The sequence below is a fragment of the Nocardia sp. NPDC050630 genome (assembly GCF_044457245.1).
GTDB lineage: Bacteria > Actinomycetota > Actinomycetes > Mycobacteriales > Mycobacteriaceae > Nocardia.
The window spans coordinates 19,451-37,236 of sequence record NZ_JBITGN010000038.1 but is presented as its reverse complement, the minus strand read 5'-3'; the positions used below and the strand labels follow the sequence as shown (position 1 = coordinate 37,236).

At 65.5% G+C, this 17,786-nt stretch carries 17 protein-coding genes and 1 pseudogene; 9 read left to right on the top strand and 9 right to left on the bottom strand.

Annotated features, from left to right (window positions below; genetic code table 11):
* Positions 1-218 precede the first annotated feature (218 nt).
* Genes ACIBG0_RS40675 through ACIBG0_RS40665 form a run of 3 tightly spaced genes read left to right on the top strand, consistent with a single transcriptional unit; the run spans position 219 to position 2,243 of the window.
* Positions 219-659, top strand: a complete 441-nt coding sequence (locus tag ACIBG0_RS40675; protein ID WP_397040708.1) for a hypothetical protein — start codon at positions 219-221, stop codon at positions 657-659.
* A gap of 10 nt (positions 660-669) precedes the next feature.
* Positions 670-1,584: a prephenate dehydratase gene (pheA, locus tag ACIBG0_RS40670; RefSeq protein WP_397040706.1), complete on the top strand. Its 915-nt coding sequence runs from the start codon at positions 670-672 to the stop codon at positions 1,582-1,584.
* A complete protein-coding gene (locus ACIBG0_RS40665; RefSeq protein ID WP_397040704.1) occupies positions 1,581-2,243 on the top strand; it encodes a histidine phosphatase family protein in 663 nt (220 codons plus the stop codon). Before pheA ends, ACIBG0_RS40665 begins: the two co-directional genes overlap by 4 nt.
* 37 nt (positions 2,244-2,280) lie before the next feature.
* Here the strand turns inward: ACIBG0_RS40665 and ACIBG0_RS40660 are convergent, their stop codons facing one another.
* On the bottom strand, positions 2,281-2,643 hold the full coding sequence (locus ACIBG0_RS40660) for a MerR family transcriptional regulator (protein ID WP_397040702.1): 363 nt from the start codon (positions 2,641-2,643) through the stop codon (positions 2,281-2,283).
* A gap of 50 nt (positions 2,644-2,693) precedes the next feature.
* Here ACIBG0_RS40660 and ACIBG0_RS40655 point away from each other — a divergent pair, with 50 nt between their 5' ends.
* Positions 2,694-3,332, top strand: a complete 639-nt coding sequence (locus tag ACIBG0_RS40655) for an NAD(P)H-dependent oxidoreductase (RefSeq protein ID WP_397040700.1) — start codon at positions 2,694-2,696, stop codon at positions 3,330-3,332.
* A 28-nt stretch (positions 3,333-3,360) separates the two neighbouring features.
* On the opposite strand, the gene ACIBG0_RS40650 is transcribed toward ACIBG0_RS40655, so the two are convergent.
* The 6 genes from ACIBG0_RS40650 to ACIBG0_RS40625 all read right to left on the bottom strand — a co-directional run bounded on the left by ACIBG0_RS40650 (position 3,361) and on the right by ACIBG0_RS40625 (position 9,139).
* Positions 3,361-4,191, bottom strand: coding sequence for an ESX secretion-associated protein EspG (locus ACIBG0_RS40650; RefSeq protein WP_397040698.1), 831 nt, complete (start codon positions 4,189-4,191; stop codon positions 3,361-3,363).
* A complete protein-coding gene (locus tag ACIBG0_RS40645) occupies positions 4,188-5,342 on the bottom strand; it encodes a PPE family protein (RefSeq protein WP_397040696.1) in 1,155 nt (384 codons plus the stop codon). The genes ACIBG0_RS40650 and ACIBG0_RS40645 overlap by 4 nt, the downstream gene beginning before the upstream one ends.
* A 51-nt stretch (positions 5,343-5,393) precedes the next feature.
* Positions 5,394-5,705 carry a PE family protein gene (locus ACIBG0_RS40640; protein WP_397040694.1) on the bottom strand — a complete coding sequence of 104 codons (312 nt, stop codon included), beginning with the start codon at positions 5,703-5,705 and terminating at the stop codon, positions 5,394-5,396.
* Between the two features lie 166 nt (positions 5,706-5,871).
* Positions 5,872-6,222, bottom strand: a complete 351-nt coding sequence (locus ACIBG0_RS40635) for a metallopeptidase family protein (protein ID WP_397040693.1) — start codon at positions 6,220-6,222, stop codon at positions 5,872-5,874.
* Positions 6,222-7,358: a septum formation family protein gene (locus ACIBG0_RS40630; protein WP_397040691.1), complete on the bottom strand. Its 1,137-nt coding sequence runs from the start codon at positions 7,356-7,358 to the stop codon at positions 6,222-6,224. The genes ACIBG0_RS40635 and ACIBG0_RS40630 overlap by 1 nt, the downstream gene beginning before the upstream one ends.
* 89 nt (positions 7,359-7,447) lie before the next feature.
* A complete protein-coding gene (locus ACIBG0_RS40625; RefSeq protein WP_397040689.1) occupies positions 7,448-9,139 on the bottom strand; it encodes an aldehyde dehydrogenase family protein in 1,692 nt (563 codons plus the stop codon).
* A 92-nt stretch (positions 9,140-9,231) separates the two neighbouring features.
* Here ACIBG0_RS40625 and serS point away from each other — a divergent pair, with 92 nt between their 5' ends.
* The 3 genes from serS to ACIBG0_RS40610 all read left to right on the top strand — a co-directional run bounded on the left by serS (position 9,232) and on the right by ACIBG0_RS40610 (position 14,000).
* A complete protein-coding gene (gene serS, locus ACIBG0_RS40620) occupies positions 9,232-10,494 on the top strand; it encodes a serine--tRNA ligase (RefSeq protein WP_397040687.1) in 1,263 nt (420 codons plus the stop codon).
* A gap of 188 nt (positions 10,495-10,682) precedes the next feature.
* Entirely contained in the window at positions 10,683-12,464 is a 1,782-nt protein-coding gene (locus ACIBG0_RS40615; RefSeq protein ID WP_397040685.1) for a putative bifunctional diguanylate cyclase/phosphodiesterase, read from the top strand.
* A 123-nt stretch (positions 12,465-12,587) separates the two neighbouring features.
* Positions 12,588-14,000, top strand: a complete 1,413-nt coding sequence (locus ACIBG0_RS40610) for an MFS transporter (protein ID WP_397040683.1) — start codon at positions 12,588-12,590, stop codon at positions 13,998-14,000.
* Between the two features lie 64 nt (positions 14,001-14,064).
* Here the strand turns inward: ACIBG0_RS40610 and ACIBG0_RS40605 are convergent.
* A pseudogene (locus tag ACIBG0_RS40605) lies at positions 14,065-14,198 on the bottom strand (alpha/beta hydrolase); the annotation flags it as partial.
* A 294-nt stretch (positions 14,199-14,492) separates the two neighbouring features.
* On the opposite strand from ACIBG0_RS40605, the gene ACIBG0_RS40600 reads away from it, so the two are divergent.
* Together ACIBG0_RS40600 and ACIBG0_RS40595 are read left to right on the top strand one after the other, a co-directional pair.
* Complete coding sequence (locus ACIBG0_RS40600; RefSeq protein ID WP_397040682.1) at positions 14,493-15,746, top strand: oxygenase MpaB family protein; 1,254 nt, start codon at positions 14,493-14,495, stop codon at positions 15,744-15,746.
* 498 nt (positions 15,747-16,244) lie between these two features.
* Complete coding sequence (locus ACIBG0_RS40595; RefSeq protein WP_397040680.1) at positions 16,245-17,201, top strand: DMT family transporter; 957 nt, start codon at positions 16,245-16,247, stop codon at positions 17,199-17,201.
* A gap of 217 nt (positions 17,202-17,418) precedes the next feature.
* Here ACIBG0_RS40595 and ACIBG0_RS40590 read toward each other — a convergent pair whose 3' ends face one another.
* On the bottom strand, positions 17,419-17,775 hold the full coding sequence (locus ACIBG0_RS40590; protein WP_397040678.1) for a hypothetical protein: 357 nt from the start codon (positions 17,773-17,775) through the stop codon (positions 17,419-17,421).
* Positions 17,776-17,786 lie beyond the last annotated feature (11 nt).

The following is a 17,786-nucleotide window of genomic DNA, read 5'->3' as shown; positions in this document are numbered from 1 at the left end:
CCACGGGGACTCCGCCCACGGGGACTCCGCCCACGGGGACTCCGCCCACGGGGACTCCGCCCACGGGGACTCCGCCCACGGGGACTCCGCCCACGGGGACTCCGCCCACGCGCTGACCGTGCGAGCAAGCTCGATACAGGTCAATGGACGGACGGTGCGAGCAACTGGGGTGCGCAGGTGGCCCCGGGTGGGTCGGTGGGCGTGGCTACGGTGGAGGCATGGCGGATGGAGTGCAGGCGGCGCATGCGGTGGCGGGGGAGCCGGTGTTGCTTTCGTTGGCGGCACCGTCGGCGGCTCGGCGGAGTTTGGATGACGGCCTGGTGCGGGTGGTGGGGACCGGGGCGGCGGGCGTTCGGATTCTCGACGCGGATGTGACCGATGGGGAGGTCGCCGAATTTCTGGTCGAGGTCGCGCACTCCGATGGTGGGTTCATCGCGCGGACCTCCGATGGGAAGCGGGCGCTGGCTATCGTCGCGGGAACGGTTGCGGCGCTATGCGGTGAGGATATTCGAGCGGCGCTGGCCCAGCCCGATATCTCCTTTCTGACCTCGTTGAAGCCGCCTGCCGTAGAGGCGGCGCGCAGTGTGTTGCTGGCGATCGAAACCGATGCGCCCGACGATCTAGCTGGAACTCTGAGCATCCTCAGCGCACGCAAGTAATCTCGTAACCGTGCCGCGAATCGCGTACTTCGGGCCGTCCGGAACCTTTACCGAGATGGCCCTCGCCGAACTCGAGTCCTCGCAAGCCTTCGACGGACCGGTCGAGCGGATTGCCGCGCCCAGCCAAGGTGCGGCGCTGGACCTGATCCGATCCGGTGATGTGGAGGGTGCCGTTGTGCCGATCGAGAGTTCGGTCGAGGGTTCGATTTCGGCGACCCTTGATTCGCTGGCCATCGGACCGCGGCTGCAGATCGTCGCCGAAACCGAACTCGAGGTGAGCTTCGCGATTCTGGCCAGGCCGGGGACGGAACTCGCGGATGTTCGCACCTTGGCCGCCTATCCGGTCGCCGCGGCGCAGGTGCGGCTCTGGGTAGCCCGCACGCTGCCGGAAGTCGAGATGTACACCTCGTCCTCGAATGCGGCTGCCGCGGAGGATGTCGCAGCGGGTCGCGCCGATGCTGCGGTCTCTACCGCGCTGGCCGGTGCACGCCTCGGTCTGACGGCGTTGGCCTCCGGTGTCGCCGACCACGACCAGGCGATCACCCGCTTCGTGCTGGTGACCCGCCCCCGTGTCGCGCCACCCGCTACCGGCACGGACCGCACCTCGATCGTGCTCGAACTGCCCAACGAGCCGGGCTCACTCATGCGCGCGTTCGCCGAATTCGCCACTCGCGGTATCGATCTCACCAGAATCGAATCCCGGCCGACTCGAACAGGTATGGGCACCTACCGCTTCTATCTCGACTGCGTCGGCCATATCGACGACACCGCGGTCGCCGAGGCGCTCAAAGCATTGCACCGCACGGCGCGTATCCGTTTCCTCGGCTCCTGGCCCGCTACCTCGGCGACCGGAACCCCACCGCCCTCGGATGAACCCGCCGCCGAGTGGTTGACCCAGTTGCGTAAGGGGGTGGCCGACCTATGACCGGCAGACTGATACTCGTTCGCCACGGTGAGACCGAGGGCAACGTCGCCAAAATCTTGGACACCCGTATCCCGGGCCTACCGCTCACCGAACGTGGTGCGGCCCAAGCGAAGACATTCGGCTCGAGTCTGCTGAGACCGCCGAAGGCGCTGTTCTGCTCGGCCGCGCTGCGCGCCAGACAGACCGCCGGATATATCGAGGCGGCGACCGGCGTACCGGTCGAGGTGCTCGATGACATCCACGAGGTGCAGGTCGGCGAATTGGAGGGCAAGAACACCGAGGAAGCCCACTCGTATTTCCAGCGGATCTACCGAGCTTGGCACGAAGGCGATCTCGGTGAACGCCCCCCGGGCGGTGAATCCGGATACGACGTCCTGGCCCGCTTCCTACCGGTCGTCGAGGACCTGCGCACCAAATACCTGACCGACGGCGGCGACGGCGACATCCTGGTGGTCAGCCACGGCGCCGCGATGCGCTTGGTCTCGCGCAACCTGAGCGGCGTTGCACCGCCCTTCACCACCAACAACCATCTCGACAACACCGAAACCATCGAACTCGTCCCTCGGCCCGTCGGCGGCTGGGAATGCATCCGTTGGGGGCGCTTCACCCCACCCTTCGCCTACGAAGTTTCCCCTACCGCCGACGACCCGATGGGCTGAATCGTTTGGGGCACAATGCTCCCCGCTCGCCTTCGTGTTATCGGCCAGCCTCGATATCCGAGCGGAGCTCGAGCAGATTGGTCTTCTCGGCGAGGAGTCGTTCGATGGCGGTGTCCAATTGGCGTGTGCGCTCATCGATTTGCCGCAGCACGGCTTCACGATCGTCCTCGGATGCACTGGACCGGGCGGTGCACGCAATGTGCAACATCGTGTAGGACTCGGTCAGCGACAGTCCCGATGCCAGCAAGCAGCGAATATCCTTCACGGTCTTGACATCCTCGGGGCGGTAATGCCGATAGCCGTTGGGATCCCGCCGAGGCGAGAGAACACCGGCGGCCTCGTAATGACGGAGCATTCGAGGGCTCGCGCCAGTGATACGACTCAGATCGCTGATCCGCACCCGGCAAACTCCTTGACATTGACGTTAGTGTCACACTTTAGCTTGGCCATATGACGAACGAAGACGGTCGGCCGAACGTCGTACTGGTGGTTGCGCACCCGGATCACGACTCCGCTACCTGGGCCATTGCCAGAGCAGTTGCACAAGGCATCAAGGCGGTTGGAAACACCACTGCCACAACACATGATCTGACAAAGTCGGGATTCGATCCCGTCTTCGGCAAGCAGGATCTGGCGGTGCACCGGCTACGGGGCGAGGTTCCCGCCGATGTCAGACGTGAGCAGGAATTGCTCGACTCGGCCGATGCAATCGCTCTCCTCTTCCCGGTGCACTGGTGGTCGATGCCGGCCTTGGCCAAGGGATGGATAGACCGCGTATTCGCCAGAGGCTGGGCCTACGACACCAGTTCGGAAAGCGGTCAGAGTGCAGTAAGAGCTTTGCATTTCATCGCAGTTGCTGGTCTCGATGAAGGCACTTACGACCGGCGCCGATACAAGGAGGCGATGACGACTCAGATGGTGCACGGCGTTGCCGGATACTGTGGGATAGCCGAGTCATCCATCAAGATTCTCTACGGCACCGAGACCGACGACCCGCGAGTTCATGAACAGCTGATCGACCAGGCACACCGGATCGGTGTAGATCTGGCGCAGCGGGTGCAATCGGCTCGAGATCAGGACGCGGCATAGCGGGCATTACTTCCCAGCGGATGCGCCCTCAGGCCAACCTCGGATTCCTCGGAAACTCTTCACGCTCCGGCAAGGAATGGATCAGATCCTCCACCGCGGCGCGCAGGCGGGCGGGAGTGCCGCTGGCCAGCGACGACCACTTGGTGCCGTCATCGGCCACGCTCGCCGTCGAGATGAATCGCCCGTTGCGGGTGTTGAACACAGCGATGTGATTCTCGACAATATCGCGGGTGCCGTCCCCGTACAGAACGGCCGTGATCTGCGCGTGCGAATGGATTTGGACCACGGCCGACGCGATGGTTTGCGCGTCCTGCGCGGGATTGCCGACCTTTGCGAGTCGTTCGGCGGTGGCAGTCGCATCGCCGACATCCTCGAAGATCGTGGCGAGCTCCTCGGTCGGTGCGTTCATCCCGTAGAGCTCGAGTGGCTGGGCTGTGCCGAGCGCCGCTATTACGGTGCCCGCCAGGTCGATTCCCACTTCGTCGATCACATACGAGTCCTGCCCGCGAAGGGCTACGACGGAAAGGTCGTCGCCCTTCGCCAGACAAAAACGACTCACGTACCCATCGACGATCAGCCGCATGGCGATGATCCAGTGCGGCCGGTTCAGCACCCGAAGTCGGTCCTCCAAGTCGGGCTGAATCCCGCCGTCGATCAGCAGGTCCCGTTGTTCGAGCGACTCGGCGGCGGCGGCCATTGCCGCCTGATGCGCGGGCACACTGTCGAAGCGGGCGTATGCGTTCAGCACAACCGGGAGGTCATCGAGATCCAGTTTCTCGCGGAGAAACTGGATCTCGTCGGGTGACAGCACAACCGCCTCGAGTGCGGATGGGCCACCGATAGAGCCGAGGACGGTCACCCAACCGTCCCGGCGTTGGCGCCGATCACCCCGTCGGCGGCGAAGCGACCATCGGTGAAGTGATCGGCCCGCAGGTCGACCTTGCTGTCGTGCTCGGACTCGTCGTCCTCGCCGTCACGGGCCTGGTTTCCCAGCAGCGGATTACCCGCGCTGCCGTTGCTGATCGACCGGGCCGGTGTGGCTTCGACAGATGCGACCGTCTCGGGTGCCGCTGTCGCGGTGTTACCGCCGATCACGCTGCCCGTACCCCAGCCTTCCGGCAGTTTGAGCTGGGCGCTGCCCGCACCGGCCGGGGTGCCGGAGAAGGAGACCGCACGAGTCGCGGCCGCAGTACCCGCCGCGGCCATCGCGCCACCCATCGCCATCGGGGCCATGGTGGCCATCGGTGTGCTCGTCGCCGCCGCGGCGACCGCATTGCTCGCCACGCTGCCGACCGTTGACACACCGGTGCTGACCACTGATCCGACTGCCTGCGCGGCCTGCGTCGCGGCGCTGGCCACACCCGGGTTCGACACGAACGCCTGCACGGCGGCGACTGCTGTCGAGATAGGGTCGGTGGGCGCTTCGAACGCGGCATCGGCGGTCCCGCTCGGGTTGGCCTGACCCGCACCCGCGGCGATCGGCGGCGGCATCGGGAAGTCGGCGGGTGTGGCCACCATCGCCGAGGTCGCCGCCTCGTAGGTCTCCATCACCATCGCCGCGCGCAGATCCATGGCGTGCCTGGCGAGTTCGGCGGCCTCATAGGCGCCGCTGACTGCCCCGGCCGGGTTCGTCGAAGCGATCAGCGCGGCATTGACGGCCGCGATTTCTGGCGGGCTCGGCATAGCGAGCGCGGCAACGCCGTACGCGATGACGTTCGCCGCTGCCTTGCCGCCCATCGCCGCGGCCTGTACACCCTGCTGTTCGGACCAGCCGAGGAAGCCGGTCAGCTTGCTGAGCGCGGCAATACCGTTGACGCCCTGCATGCCGACGCCGAGTTCGGCCATGACACGGGCAACGGTGGTCGTCGCATCGACCCAGGCGGCGGTGAGCGCGCCCCATGCGGTAGCGGCGGCCGAAATCGGGACCGCGTGTGCGCCCGCGTGAAGGGTGGCCGAGTTGACTTCGGACGGCCGGGCGACCCACAGGACCCCGGTGACTCCTGCAACCATGCTTGTAACTCCCCTGAATGTCTGAATGGTGGTTGAGGACAGCCGCGCGGGCTAGACCTGAATGGCGTTGACTCCAGCGGCGCGCACAACATCGCCGGCGATATGCTGCGCCAGCTGCATGCGCAGTGTCTGGGCGGCATGGTGCAGTTCGAGAATGCCCTGGGCGACGGAATGATCGTGGGTTACCGCGCCCTGGTTGAAGTGGCTCGCGGACACGAGCGACACCTCTTCGGCGCCGGACGGGATCACATGCGTCGCTGGTGCGGTGATCATGGACGCTGCGGAAAGCCGCTCGGCGACCAGATCGAGTTCTGCCGCGGCGGCGAGAATGGCCTCGGGCGAGATCAGTACATGTCCAACCATGACTCGACTCCTTCTAGTGGCTGTGGGGCGGAACCACGAGAATTCCCCCTTCGAGTGATAGGACGCGACAGCAACGCGATCGGTTCCATCGAATCCCCAAGTTTCTTACGGTCATCCGTGCTGGTTTCGCGCTCGTCGAGCCGAGCCGAACACAACTTGGATAAGACTAGCCCCATCCCAGCTCATGCAACCGGTCTTCGTCAATGCCGAAATAGTGTGCAATTTCATGGATCACAGTGATCGCGACCTCCTCGACAACCTCGCGCTCGTTGCCGCAGATGTCGAGAATCGCCTCGCGATAGATGGTTACGGTGTCGGGCAGCGAGCCGCCGTAGTGACTGTCGCGCTCGGTCAACGCGATTCCGTGATACAGCCCGAGCAGATGCGGATCCTCCGGATTGCGCGGTTCGATCAGCACGACCACATTGTCGATGGCGCGGGCCAATTCGGGCGGAATGTGATCGAGCGCATCGCCGACCAGCTCCTCGAACCGGTCCGCGGACATGGTCACCGCCATCAGCGCGGTTGCGGCTGTGGTGGCAGCGGTGCGGCGCCGGGCAGCGGGGCAGGAGTCGAGCGGCCGGAGTTCGGCGGCGGCACCGGAGCCTGGCCGTTGATCAGGATGTCGCCCTTCGCCGATCCGGTGATCGGCGCGAAACCCTCACGGTCGGTGCCCTTTCCGATCATGCAGTCCAATTTGCGGCTGCCCGCCAGCCAGCTGCGCGCGTCGAGGTAGTCGAAGAAGACCGTCAGCGTCTTGTTGCGCACCGCATCGGGTGAGCCGAGATAGTCGTTTGCCGCCCGGCCGCATTCGTCCTCCATGAACTTGTCCTGGTCGTCCTTGGTGGGCGGACCGCCGGAAAAGTGCTGGCCGAGATCGACGGTCGACACGATCTCGACGGCGTGCGCCTGTGCGCAATCCACCGGATCGGTGGGCAGATTCTGATTGATACCAAGGCAGGTGCCCGGCTCGAAGACCTTCGACTGATCGTGTTCGGTGGCCGCGCCGCTGGTCGGCAGCGGGGTGCCGGTGCTGCCGGAGAACTGGAGGCCGCAGCGCAATGTTCGGTCGCCGTGCTTCCACCCGTCCGGACTCGGATACATAAGGCCGACCACATAGCGACCGCGCGGATCGAATTTGCCGTTCAGATACTGCTCGACGGCGGGGGTGCAGTGCTCTTCCTTGAGTTCGGTCAGTCGCAGCGAGTCCGGAAAGCGTGAGCCCGGACCGAATTCCACGCCAGGATATTTGGCCATATCGACATCGGCCGCGACCTCGAACAGATGCTTGCCGGAGCAGGCCACCTTCACCAGATCGCCGCGGTCCGGTTTGCTCCAGCTGAGACAATCGCCCCTGGCCGCGGTGCCGAACTCCTTCTCAATGGCGGGCTGGCCGGGAGAACCCGGATTGTGCGCCTCCAGACCCTTGTTGTCGTAGCCGGTGATGAACAGACCGACCAACGAGATGATGACGGCGCCGGCCGCCGCGGCGAGCAATACCCACCGCAGCTTCGGCGCGGACAGATGCAGCTTGCCGTCGGCGACGGCGTCGCGGTCGATGATTACCGACTGCGGGAACGATTCCGCGCGCGAGAACTCGCCCGAGGGCAGGTCGGACTCGCGCACGTCCTTGGTCACATCATCAGCAGACATCGCGGTCCATCATGTCAGCGTCTGTTCGCAGTTGCTACGACCTGGTCGAATCGATCGCAAGCGCCCCGGTCGTACCTATGCGAGGCGCGTCAGCCGCGGAACGCGGAGAGGAACAGGCCGGGCAACCGTGCCGGATTGGCGCTGGCGTAGAACTCGGTGAGCTTGCGTCCCGTCGCGGCCGCGGTCGCATTATCGACGAACCACGGCGGCTTCGGCGACAGTGCCAGTTCGCCGCGCAGCAGCGACCGGGGCGAGGGCCGGAACGGTCCGCGCACCACTGTGCGCTCCACATCGTCGAGCAGGAAGGCATTGTGCACCACGCCGATTCCGCTCTGCACGTCGTCGAGGGTGTGGCCGGGATAGGCGCCCCAGGACGCCCTCGGGGCCAGGAAAGCCAGTGCTGTCCAGGCATTCACCGCGATGGCGCCGTAGCGCAGCCGCTCCACCGCGCGGTCGAAGGCGATGCCGAGCCGCTTGATGGTGCTCGGATGCGCGATCACATTCACCCCGAGCGTCCCGATCACCTCGTCATTCGCGAAATCAACCGCGCGCTGCAGGAATTCACCGCCGGTATGCGGCAGTTCGACCACGCCGAGCACCGGCGAGAAGTATTCGGTGCGTAGCAGCGGAGTTTCGGTCGACGGCAGACTCTCGACGAGCACGCGTTCGCGAGCGGGCCCGAGCCGCGCGGCATCCGGATAGGAATCCAGCGCCGCGGCGACCCGATCGTCACTGCCCGGATAGTAGGCCCGGCGCTGTGGTGCCCGCTCGATCGCGGCACGCAGCTCGGCGAGGAACCCGTCCTTCTGCGGCCAGTCCGCGCTCAACACCACCGCCTGGGTCGCGACGCAGTTGTAGCCACCGTTGTGCAGCCGCTGGGTCGCGACGTGTTCGGCCTGGAAGCGTAGGTCGGCGTCCTCCCATTCGCCGGGCAACACAATGGTCGGCGAGACGCCGCCGAGTTCGCTCGTGATCGGCTTGTCCAGCAGCGGCCGACCCGCGGCCTTGCCGTCCGGACCCCAGACGATCGCGTCGTGGGTTCGCATGCTGCCGGTCATGTGCACATGCGCGACGTCGCTGTGGTGCACCAGGTACTCGCCCGCTGCGGCCCCACCGGTCAGAATCCGCAGCACACCGAGCTCGATCAGGGGTGCGAAGACCATCTCGTACACCGTGAACAGTGGGTCGGTGATCGGATTCAATTTGAGCGCGACCACCCGGTTGTGGGCGTAGAGCTCGTAGAGCACGTCCAGCGGCGGAATGGAGGTGATATTGCCCGCCCCAAGGACCGCGCCGACGCCGCCGGTCGCGGTGGGGTCGAGTTGCGCGAGTCCGGCGCGTCGACGCGCGGTATCGGCGTCGACGCCGGGACGTAACCACACTTCCCCGTGAAAGCCGCTGAGCAGCAACCTGTCGTAGAAATCGAGCGGCAGAATCGGCACCGCGACCCGCTCGCCCGGCGCCTCGGCCAGCGCGATCCCGTCGAGCGGGCTGCGCCCCTGCTCCAGCGCCGAGAGCGTGGCAGACAGTGCGGCGGTGGCCTGGAGCAGCGTCATCGGACCCGACATCCACTCCTCGCCGACCAGCGGCGAGTCGGTGGCCAGGCCCTTGATGGTGCGCGCGGCACGCACCCATTCATGGGAGAACCGGCCGGTGCGGGTGTGGATATCGTCGAGAAGTTCGCGGCGGCGCCGCAGCGGGGTATGCGCCCAAGTTTTCTCGCCCGCGACCAGATCGGCTACTGCGTTATCAATAGCGGTTTCGTCGAAAGCTGTGCCCACAAGCCAACTATGCGCGTGTGTACCGCAGGACGATCCGCATACTGGGATATCGGCGTGAAACCACAATATCGCGACCATTAGGCTGGTCACCCATGATCGACCTCCGATTCCTGCGGGACAATCCCGACGCGGTCCGCGCCTCGCAACGCGCCCGCGGCGAAGACCCCGCCCTCGTCGACGCCCTGCTCGAGGCGGACGCGGCGCGGCGTGCGGCGGTGGCCACCGCCGATAACCTGCGCGCCGAGCACAAGGCGATGGGCAAGCTGATCGGCAAGGCGAAGCCGGAGGAACGGTCCGTCCTGCTGGAACAGGCGCAGGAGATGTCGGCGAAGGTCAAAGAGGCCGAGGTCGCCCAGCACGCCGCCGACGCCGATATGGACACCGCGCACCGCGCCATCTCGAATGTGGTCCAGGAAGGCGCTCCCGCGGGCGGCGAGGACGATTACATTGTGCTCGAGACCATTGGCACGCCAAGGGAATTCGATTTCGAGCCCAGGGACCACGTTGAGCTCGGTGAATCGCTCGGTCTGTTCGATATGGAACGCGGCGCGAAGGTGTCGGGCGCGCGGTTCTACTTCATGACCGGTTACGGTGCGCTGCTGCAGCTGGGTCTTCTGCAACTCGCCGCGCAGAAGGCGGTGGCCAACGGGTTCACCATGATGATTCCGCCGGTGCTGGTGCGCCCGGAGATCATGGCCGGTACCGGATTCCTCGGCCAGCACAGCGCCGAGGTCTACCACCTCGAGGAGGATGAGTTGTACCTGGTCGGCACCTCGGAGGTGCCGCTGGCGGGTTACCACTCGGACGAGATCCTGGACCTGAGCGCGGGGCCGAAGCGCTATGCGGGCTGGTCGTCGTGTTTCCGGCGCGAGGCGGGCAGCTACGGCAAGGACACCCGCGGCATCATCCGGGTGCACCAATTCGACAAGGTCGAAATGTTCGTGTTCACCACACCCGAGGAGGCAGCGGCCGAACACAAGCGACTGCTCGCCTGGGAGCAGGACATGCTCGCGGCCGTCGAGGTGCCTTATCGAATCATCGACGTCGCCGCGGGTGATCTGGGCAGTTCGGCCGCGCGCAAATTCGACTGCGAGGCTTGGGTGCCGACCCAGCAGACCTACCGCGAGCTCACCTCGACCTCGAACTGCACCACCTACCAGGCCCGCCGCCTCGCCGTGCGCTATCGCGACGAGAACGGAAAGCCGCAGATCGCAGCCACTTTGAACGGTACGCTCGCGACTACGCGTTGGATTGTCGCGATCCTGGAAAACCATCAGCAGGCCGACGGTTCTGTTCGGGTGCCCGCCGCGCTGGTACCGTTCGTCGGTACCGAGGTGCTGACACCCCCGCGATAACACCTCGAAATAGCCCGTCCCACATTGCCTGCAGGTAAATAGCTAGGGGTTCGCCATGCCGGATTCACAGGATGTGGCAACTGTAGGTAATTTCTATGTCTAGGCTATTCCCCGTGCGAGGAATCGGGTCTCGCGGCGATACCCGAACCCGGGTGCGGGCCGCTTCTGCGTTGGCGACGGCTATGGTCATGTCCCGGACCACCGGGGCCTTCTATGTCATGGGGGGCGCGCTCGGCCTGCTGATCACGGGAATTGCCCCGGGCAGCGAAGGCAATCGAGCGCTGGTGGGTACCGCCGCCGCGGTGGCGCTGCTGCTCGGACTCAGCCTGCTCGGCTGGGGTCCGCGGTTGCCGCATGGGATTCACCATGGTTATGTCGCGATCGCGACGGTATTGGTAACGATCGCGGTATACGCATTCCCGAATACCGTCGGCGCGATCAGCCTCGCCTCCTTCTATGCTTTCGTGGCCTGTGATGCCGCATTGTTCTTCGCATGGCCGCAGGCATTTGCGCACATAGCCTTCGCTATGGTCATGTGCCTGTGGGTGATGCCCACGCGGCCGATACATCCCACACTGCCGTGGTGGTCCGGTTTGATACCGGCCGGTGTGACCTTCGGTGTCGGGGTGGTGGTCGGGATCCTGACCCGAATGGCCTCCGAGGCCGATATCGACGTGCTCACCGGACTGCTCAACCGGCGTGGTTTCGACCGAGCGTTGAACGGCGCGATCGAAACTGCCACGCGAACCGGCCAGGGACTGGCGCTGGTGCTCGTCGACCTCGACCGCTTCCAGAAGATCAACGATCACCTCGGCCATCGCGCGGGCGATGCGGTGCTGCAGCGAGTCGCCGACACGTGGTCGAAGTTGCTCGCGTCGGATCAGCGACTGGCTCGCTACGGTGGTGACGCCTTCGCGCTGCTGTTGCCGAATACCACCGAGCAGGCGGCGATTCTGCTGACCGAGCAGTTGCGGGCATCGGTGACAACGGGCTGTTCGGCCGGTGTCACCTCATGGCAGCCGGGTGAATCGGGTTCGCTGCTGGTGAGTCGGGCCGATGTCGGTCTGTACCGGGCCAAGCAAGCTGGGCGCAACCGGACGGTGCTGGAGTCGTCACGGCAGTTGCCGCTGGCGGTCGAGTTGCGCGAGGCCATCGACCGTGGCGCGCTCGATGTGCACTACCAGCCGATTGTCAGCCTGACCGAGGGCGGCGGTAAGGCGGTCGGTGTCGAGGCGCTGCTGCGCTGGTCATCGAGTGCACAGCCGGATGTCACCACCGAGGGGCTGATTCGGGTTGCCGAGGAATACGACCTCATCTCCGATCTGGACGAACTGGTATTGCGCCGCGCTTGTGCGGACGCGGCTCGTCTGCAGGAGACCTTCGCCCAACTGGATCTGACGCTGAATGTCAATGTCAGCGGCCTGGAACTGGCCGAGACAGGTTATGCCGACCGGGTGGCCGATATCCTGTCCAGCACCGGTTGGCCCGCCGATCAACTGGTGCTCGAGGTGACCGAGAGCGAGTTGGCGGCCGAATCCCAAACGGCCATCGGCAATCTGCATATTCTCCGCGAACGCGGCGTGCGCATCGCGATCGATGACTTCGGCACGGGGTACTCGTCGTTGAGCCGCCTTGCCACGCTGCCGAGCGACATCATCAAGGTCGACCAGTCGTTCGTCGCCGCGATCCGTTCGGACTCGCCCGCGCCGCCGCTGCTCGGCGTGATCGCAGCACTGAGCAGTGCACTGGACTTGCAGGTGATCGCCGAAGGCGTGGAGACCGAGTACCAGGCGGCGGTGCTGACCGAACTCGGTTTCGCGCTGGCCCAGGGCTATCACTACAGCGATTCGCATCCGGTCTCGGAGTTGATCACCGATCTGAACGAACATCAGGGGCGAGTCGGTCCCGGGCTCGATGAACTCGGCGATGGGGACCTGCACACCGCCAACGGGTGGCTGCCGCTCGGCTGAAAATCGCTTGACGTGCGCGGGACAGTTCGTCAGGCTGACGGTATGCGTTTGCTCATCTACGGCTGTTGATCAGGTAGGTCGCTGACCGGCGGGATCGGTCTGCGCGCGCTTACCGTGCGGGCGGTGCTCTTCAAGGGCATCGGTGATCTGATTCCGCTATACGCGCTGTACGCGGTGCTGTTCGCCGATCATGGATTGAGCACCGGGCAGATCTCTTCCCTGCTGGCAATGTGGTCGGCGACCGCGTTTCTGCTCGAGGTGCCATCCGGTGCCTGGGCCGATACGGTGTCACGGCGTGGGCTGCTCGTCACCAGCGGTGTGCTGTTGACTGCCGGTTTCGTGTGCTGGACTGTGCTGCCGACCTATCTGGGATTCGCGATCGGCTTCGTACTGTGGGGTATTTCGGGCGCGTTGGTGTCGGGGACCTTCGAGGCATTGCTCTATGACGAACTCGTTGCCAGGAACGAGCAACGGGCGTATCCGCGCATCATCGGATATGCCAGGGCGGCGTCGGAAGCCGCGATCGTGATCGCCATTCTCGCCGCGACGCCGTTGTATATCTGGGGTGGCTATCCGTTGCTCGGGTGGTGCAGTGTCGCGTTCGCGGCGGTGCACACTCTGGTCGGGCTTTCATTGCCGAGCGCGCCGAAGGCTGTGTCGGCTTCGGCGGTCGAGGATCTGGAAGACGAGGATGGCTCCTCCGAGATATCGCGAGCGGCGGGCGCCTCGACCGGGCAGCCGGTCGCGGTGCGGGAGTCGAGCGCGTCCGGGTTAGCTGTGCAGTTGGATGGCGATATAGCTCAGGGACCGCACGCTCACTACGCGTCGGAGACAGGACGCGTGGCGACGGAAGCCGCCGGGATAGCGACGGAATCGCGACCCTTCGCGACGTATCTCAACATGCTGCGAACCGGTGTGAGCGAGGCGATTCGGGTGCGTGCCGTGCGCAATGCGGTGGCATTGGGCGCGCTACTGTCCGGGGTCACGGCCTTCGACGAGTACTTTGCGTTGCTCGCCCAAGAGGTCGGGGTGGCGACGGCGGTGGTGCCGGTGCTGGTTGGTATTACGGTTGTCGGTTCGCTGGTGGGGTCGGTGTCGGCCGGGCGTACCGAGGGAATGTCGGCACGTGCCATGGCGATCGCGGTGGGTCTGGGTGGGGCGCTGTTCGTCGGCGGTGCGGTGGTCGCCGGTCTCGCTGTCCGCTCGCCAGCTGCGGTGTATGTGCTTGCGGGCGTGGGCTTTACCGCGATCGGTGTTTCCTACGGCATCGTCTACAACGCCAGTGTGGTGGCGGGGGCTCGGTTGCAGGACGCGATCGAAGGGCCCGCCAGGGCGACGGTCACCTCGGTATCCGGCCTCGCATCGGAGGTTGTCGCGCTGGTGGTATTCGGGTTCGCCGCAATCGCCACTATGTGGTTGTCGATGTCGACGACGGTCGCGCTGCTGGGTGCGTCCTTGCTTGCGATTGCCCTGCTGATCCCGTCCTCGCTACCGCGGCGTACGCCCGAGCGGTGCGGCAGTGAGGCTCTCGAATAGGAGGATGCGGTCGCCGACGAGTGAGCCGCCCGATGGTGGATACGGCGTGCTTGTGGCGCCTGGTAACAGTCTCGTGGTCGAGAAGCGTGAAATGGTTGGCTCCGGCGATATGAAGGCCGTTCTCATCGTCGAAACCGATGCGGCGAGTCGATTTCAACCGGAGCCACTGGCTTGCAGGACCAGGCCGTCGCCCGCGATTTCGTGCGGAATTCCGGCGCACACCTGGCCGCCGCTGGCATTCGTCAAGGAACCGGCTCGTCGATTCGCACTCCGCGGGTGAGCTTGGCGAATCCCGAGGTTCCGATGATCTCGATGGCGGCGTCCAGCAGGGCGCGGCGCTGGTCAATCGGCATGCCGCCGTAGGACGCGCGGGAGTAGCCATCGCACTCAATTCTGGCATAGACCCTTGCCAGATATCTGAATTTGTGAGATGGTCTTGTCAGAATGTGCTCCAACTGGGCGCGAACCACTCTTTCCGATGGGTGAAATGCAATGACGCATGACAACCAGCTGCTGCCCACTCCGCTGCTGTTCACGGAGTTCCCGTTCCGGTACGCGGTTCCCGTGCTGGCACCCGGCGATCTGCGCTGCACCGCGGCGCAGCGGGATTCGTTCCGTCGGTTCGCGCAGGTAGGGGATCCGCTCGCGGACGATCTGGTCGCCATGTTCAAACGGCTGCCGGTCGGCGAGGGTCGCCGGATGTTCGAGATCGCCGTGGAGCGCGGAGTCGATGCGGTATCGAATCCGCCCACCGAGTTGACGGCATTCTTCGATCAGGTCGAGACGGACCCGTACTGGCTGGACCGCACCAAAATCGACCGCGGTGCCCGGGTCGTGGAACGCACCAGTGTCTGGGGCGGGATCGCGATGGGTATGTTCGCACTGATGGGCGGCTATTTGGCCGCCCGCGCGGATAAGACCCTCGTCGGCACCGGCGATCTCGATGCCATGGCACCGCGCCGCCTGGCCGAAACCACTCAGTGGTGGCTGGACGTCACGACTCCTGGTGGTCTGCAACGCAATCAGGTCGGCTACAAGAGTGTGCTGCGAGTGCGACTCATGCACGCACTGGTGCGCGCGGGCATGAATCGACGTGCTGATTGGGATTACGAAGCCTGGGACCACCCGGTGAACCAGGTGCTCACCGTCGGCACACTCGGGCTGTTCTCGATGGCGAATCTGGTCGGCGCACAGGCACTCGGCCTGCGCTTTTCCGCCCAGGAAAAGGATGCGGTGTTCCAGCTCTGGCGCTACGTCGGCTTCCTGCTCGGCATCGACGCAGAAATCCTGCCGACCAATGAAACCGATACCTGGCGCGCTTTCTGGATCCTCGCCGATACCGAATTCATTCCGGACGAGGACTCCCGACGCCTGGCCCAGGCCCTGGTCCCGGCTGCGGGCGGTCTGTTCATCGGCACCGATACCGCGGCCAAGCGCCTCATCCGCCGGGTGATCACCAATTACCTGGTCGCCTACAGCCGAATCGTCCTGGGCCCAACCAATTCCGACTTCCTCGGCCTGCAGAACAGCAAGTTCTTCCAGAGCGCCGTCATGGCCACCGCCGTGGTCAACGGCACCATAGAAGTGCCTCGCCAACTCATCCCGGGCGCCACCCGCCTCCAAGAACGACTCGGCGCCCGCATCCGCGCCCGCCTGGTCCGCGGTTCCATCGCCCGCAATGGAGGTGACCGCACGTACGCACGTCACGACACCTACGCCGCGCGCAGTGCTTTGCGCGCCGGGTAACCGATGGCCTGCGGCGGTTCGATCCCGCACAGGGCATTCGAGTGGATCTTGTGCTGCCAATTCCTCGCCACGAGTCGCTGAACGGACGAGCACTCGAGACGGAATGCCCGCCGGACACGGCACTGCCGCACACTCTTGCCGTACATCGGCAATGCAGCCGAATGGCGGTCTCGCATATCGATCGCCTCGCATAGCCCGTGGAGGCTGTTGCCGAATGCGCCCATGGGCGGCTGTTGCGCCACATCAACGTCACACTCGGGGGCATCAAATCACCTCCGGCTGGACATGATTGCCCGGCAACCGTCGAAATAGGGGTGCGACCTGTGTCACGGCCGCAATCCGCGATGACTCGGCATCAGGCTCTGTGGCCTATGCGAGGTCATCACTAGGTCTGCGACCGTGCCTGGGGCTGTGGCTTGCACGCGTGCCGGAGGTGAGATCGAGGGCGGTGTGTTGTGGCTCGGTCGGGGATTGCGGGGGTGGCGGTACGGTGCGGGGATGGTGGCGCGGGCGAAGGTGGGGTTGGCCTTCGGGTTCTGCATCGGGGTCGGGGTGGCGGTGCAGGGCCGGATCAATGGGGCGTTGGGGGTGCGGTTGCGAGATGGGATTGCGGCTGCCTGCATCAGTTTCGGACTCGGTCTGGTGATGTTGGTGATCGCGTTCGCGGTGAGTCGGCGGCTGCGGGACGGGCTGGTGCGGGTGCGGCGGGCGGTGACCCATGGCGAGCTGCGGCCGGTCCAGTTGTTCGGTGGGCTGTGTGGTGCGTTCTTCGTTGCGTGCCAGGGACTTACCGTTGCCGCGATCGGAGTCACGGCCTTCACTGTCGCGACAGTCGGCGGCCAATTACTGAGCAGTCTGGTGGTGGACCGGCTCGGGTTGGCACCGAACGGTCGCACTCCGGTCACGGTTTCGCGCGTCGGCGGTGCGGCGCTGGCCATGGTCGCGGTCGTCCTCGCCGTGGCGGGAAGGTCCGGTGCGCCGGTCGGTTCCGCGGCCGTTCCCGAATGGCTGCGCACCGGCCCGACGGCAGTGCTGATCCTCTTGCCCGCGCTGGCCGGAATCGGACTGGCCTGGCAGCAGGCGGTCAACGGTCGCGTCGGCGCGGTAGGCGGTCCATTCTCCGCCACGCTGGTGAACTTCGGCATCGGCACCGCGGCCCTGTTCGCCATCGAGGCGTGCATCCTGGTCGGTACCGGTTGGCCGACCGTACTCCCCAGCGAGCCATGGCTCTATCTCGGCGGCCTCATCGGCGTTGCCTTCATCGCCTTGGCCGCCATTACGGTCCGCTGGATCGGTGTCCTACTCCTCGGGCTGACCTCGGTAGCAGGCCAACTCCTGGCCTCGATCACCCTGGACCTGCTCGCCCCAACCGGCGCTGGACTCTCCCCAACCGCCGTAATCGGTTGCGCGCTTACCTTCGTCGCCGTTCTCGTCGCCACCCGCTCACAAAACTGAGCCCGACGCCAGCCCTTCAGCATTGCGGTCCTCGACTCACCGATGTGTGCAAGCCGATGTGTGCAAGCCATCGCCATGGTCGCGCAAGTCCGATCCCGATGTCTTGCGCTGCGATTCCGATGGCGCTGGGTCGTTGATGTGCGGTTACCCGGCGACGTGACCGCAATGGTCGACATCGCCGGGAGTTCCATCTCGTAGCGCTCGGATTCGATCGGGGTTAGCTACTGCCGAACCAGCCCGGAGGGAACAACCATTGGCTCGAGCCGCCGCCCCAGCCGCCGTTGCCGCCCCAGCCGCCGCCGCCCCAACCGCCGTTGCCGCCCCAACCGCCGCCGCCCCAACCGCCGTTGCCGCCCCAACCGCCGCCGCCCCAGCCGCCGCCGCCCCCATTGCACCCAGGGCCGTAGCCAGGGCAGTGCGGATTATCTGCCTGCACTACACCTGGTCCGGGTGTCGGCATCGCCATGGCGGGGACCGCCACCGCTATTATCGGAGCCGCCATCGCCGCTCCCATTAGTGCGATATTTGCGAGTAGTCGGCGCGTGCTGATGCCACGCGCCTTGTTGGTGCTCATGATGCCTTCTT

What these genes read in the sequence shown, in the direction of transcription:
- ACIBG0_RS40635 (WP_397040693.1), bottom strand. Translation starts at nt 6,222, where the DNA reads ATGGCGGTGACCATGTCCGCGGACCGGTTCGAGGAGCTGGTCGGCGAT.
- ACIBG0_RS40630 (WP_397040691.1), bottom strand. Translation starts at nt 7,358, where the DNA reads ATGTCTGCTGATGATGTGACCAAGGACGTGCGCGAGTCCGACCTGCCC.
- serS (WP_397040687.1), top strand. Translation starts at nt 9,232, where the DNA reads ATGATCGACCTCCGATTCCTGCGGGACAATCCCGACGCGGTCCGCGCC.
- ACIBG0_RS40600 (WP_397040682.1), top strand. Translation starts at nt 14,493, where the DNA reads ATGACGCATGACAACCAGCTGCTGCCCACTCCGCTGCTGTTCACGGAG.
- ACIBG0_RS40655 (WP_397040700.1), top strand. Translation starts at nt 2,694, where the DNA reads ATGACGAACGAAGACGGTCGGCCGAACGTCGTACTGGTGGTTGCGCAC.
- ACIBG0_RS40590 (WP_397040678.1), bottom strand. Translation starts at nt 17,775, where the DNA reads ATGAGCACCAACAAGGCGCGTGGCATCAGCACGCGCCGACTACTCGCA.
- ACIBG0_RS40645 (WP_397040696.1), bottom strand. Translation starts at nt 5,342, where the DNA reads ATGGTTGCAGGAGTCACCGGGGTCCTGTGGGTCGCCCGGCCGTCCGAA.
- ACIBG0_RS40595 (WP_397040680.1), top strand. Translation starts at nt 16,245, where the DNA reads ATGGTGGCGCGGGCGAAGGTGGGGTTGGCCTTCGGGTTCTGCATCGGG.
- ACIBG0_RS40665 (WP_397040704.1), top strand. Translation starts at nt 1,581, where the DNA reads ATGACCGGCAGACTGATACTCGTTCGCCACGGTGAGACCGAGGGCAAC.
- ACIBG0_RS40615 (WP_397040685.1), top strand. Translation starts at nt 10,683, where the DNA reads ATGTCCCGGACCACCGGGGCCTTCTATGTCATGGGGGGCGCGCTCGGC.
- ACIBG0_RS40640 (WP_397040694.1), bottom strand. Translation starts at nt 5,705, where the DNA reads ATGGTTGGACATGTACTGATCTCGCCCGAGGCCATTCTCGCCGCCGCG.
- ACIBG0_RS40675 (WP_397040708.1), top strand. Translation starts at nt 219, where the DNA reads ATGGCGGATGGAGTGCAGGCGGCGCATGCGGTGGCGGGGGAGCCGGTG.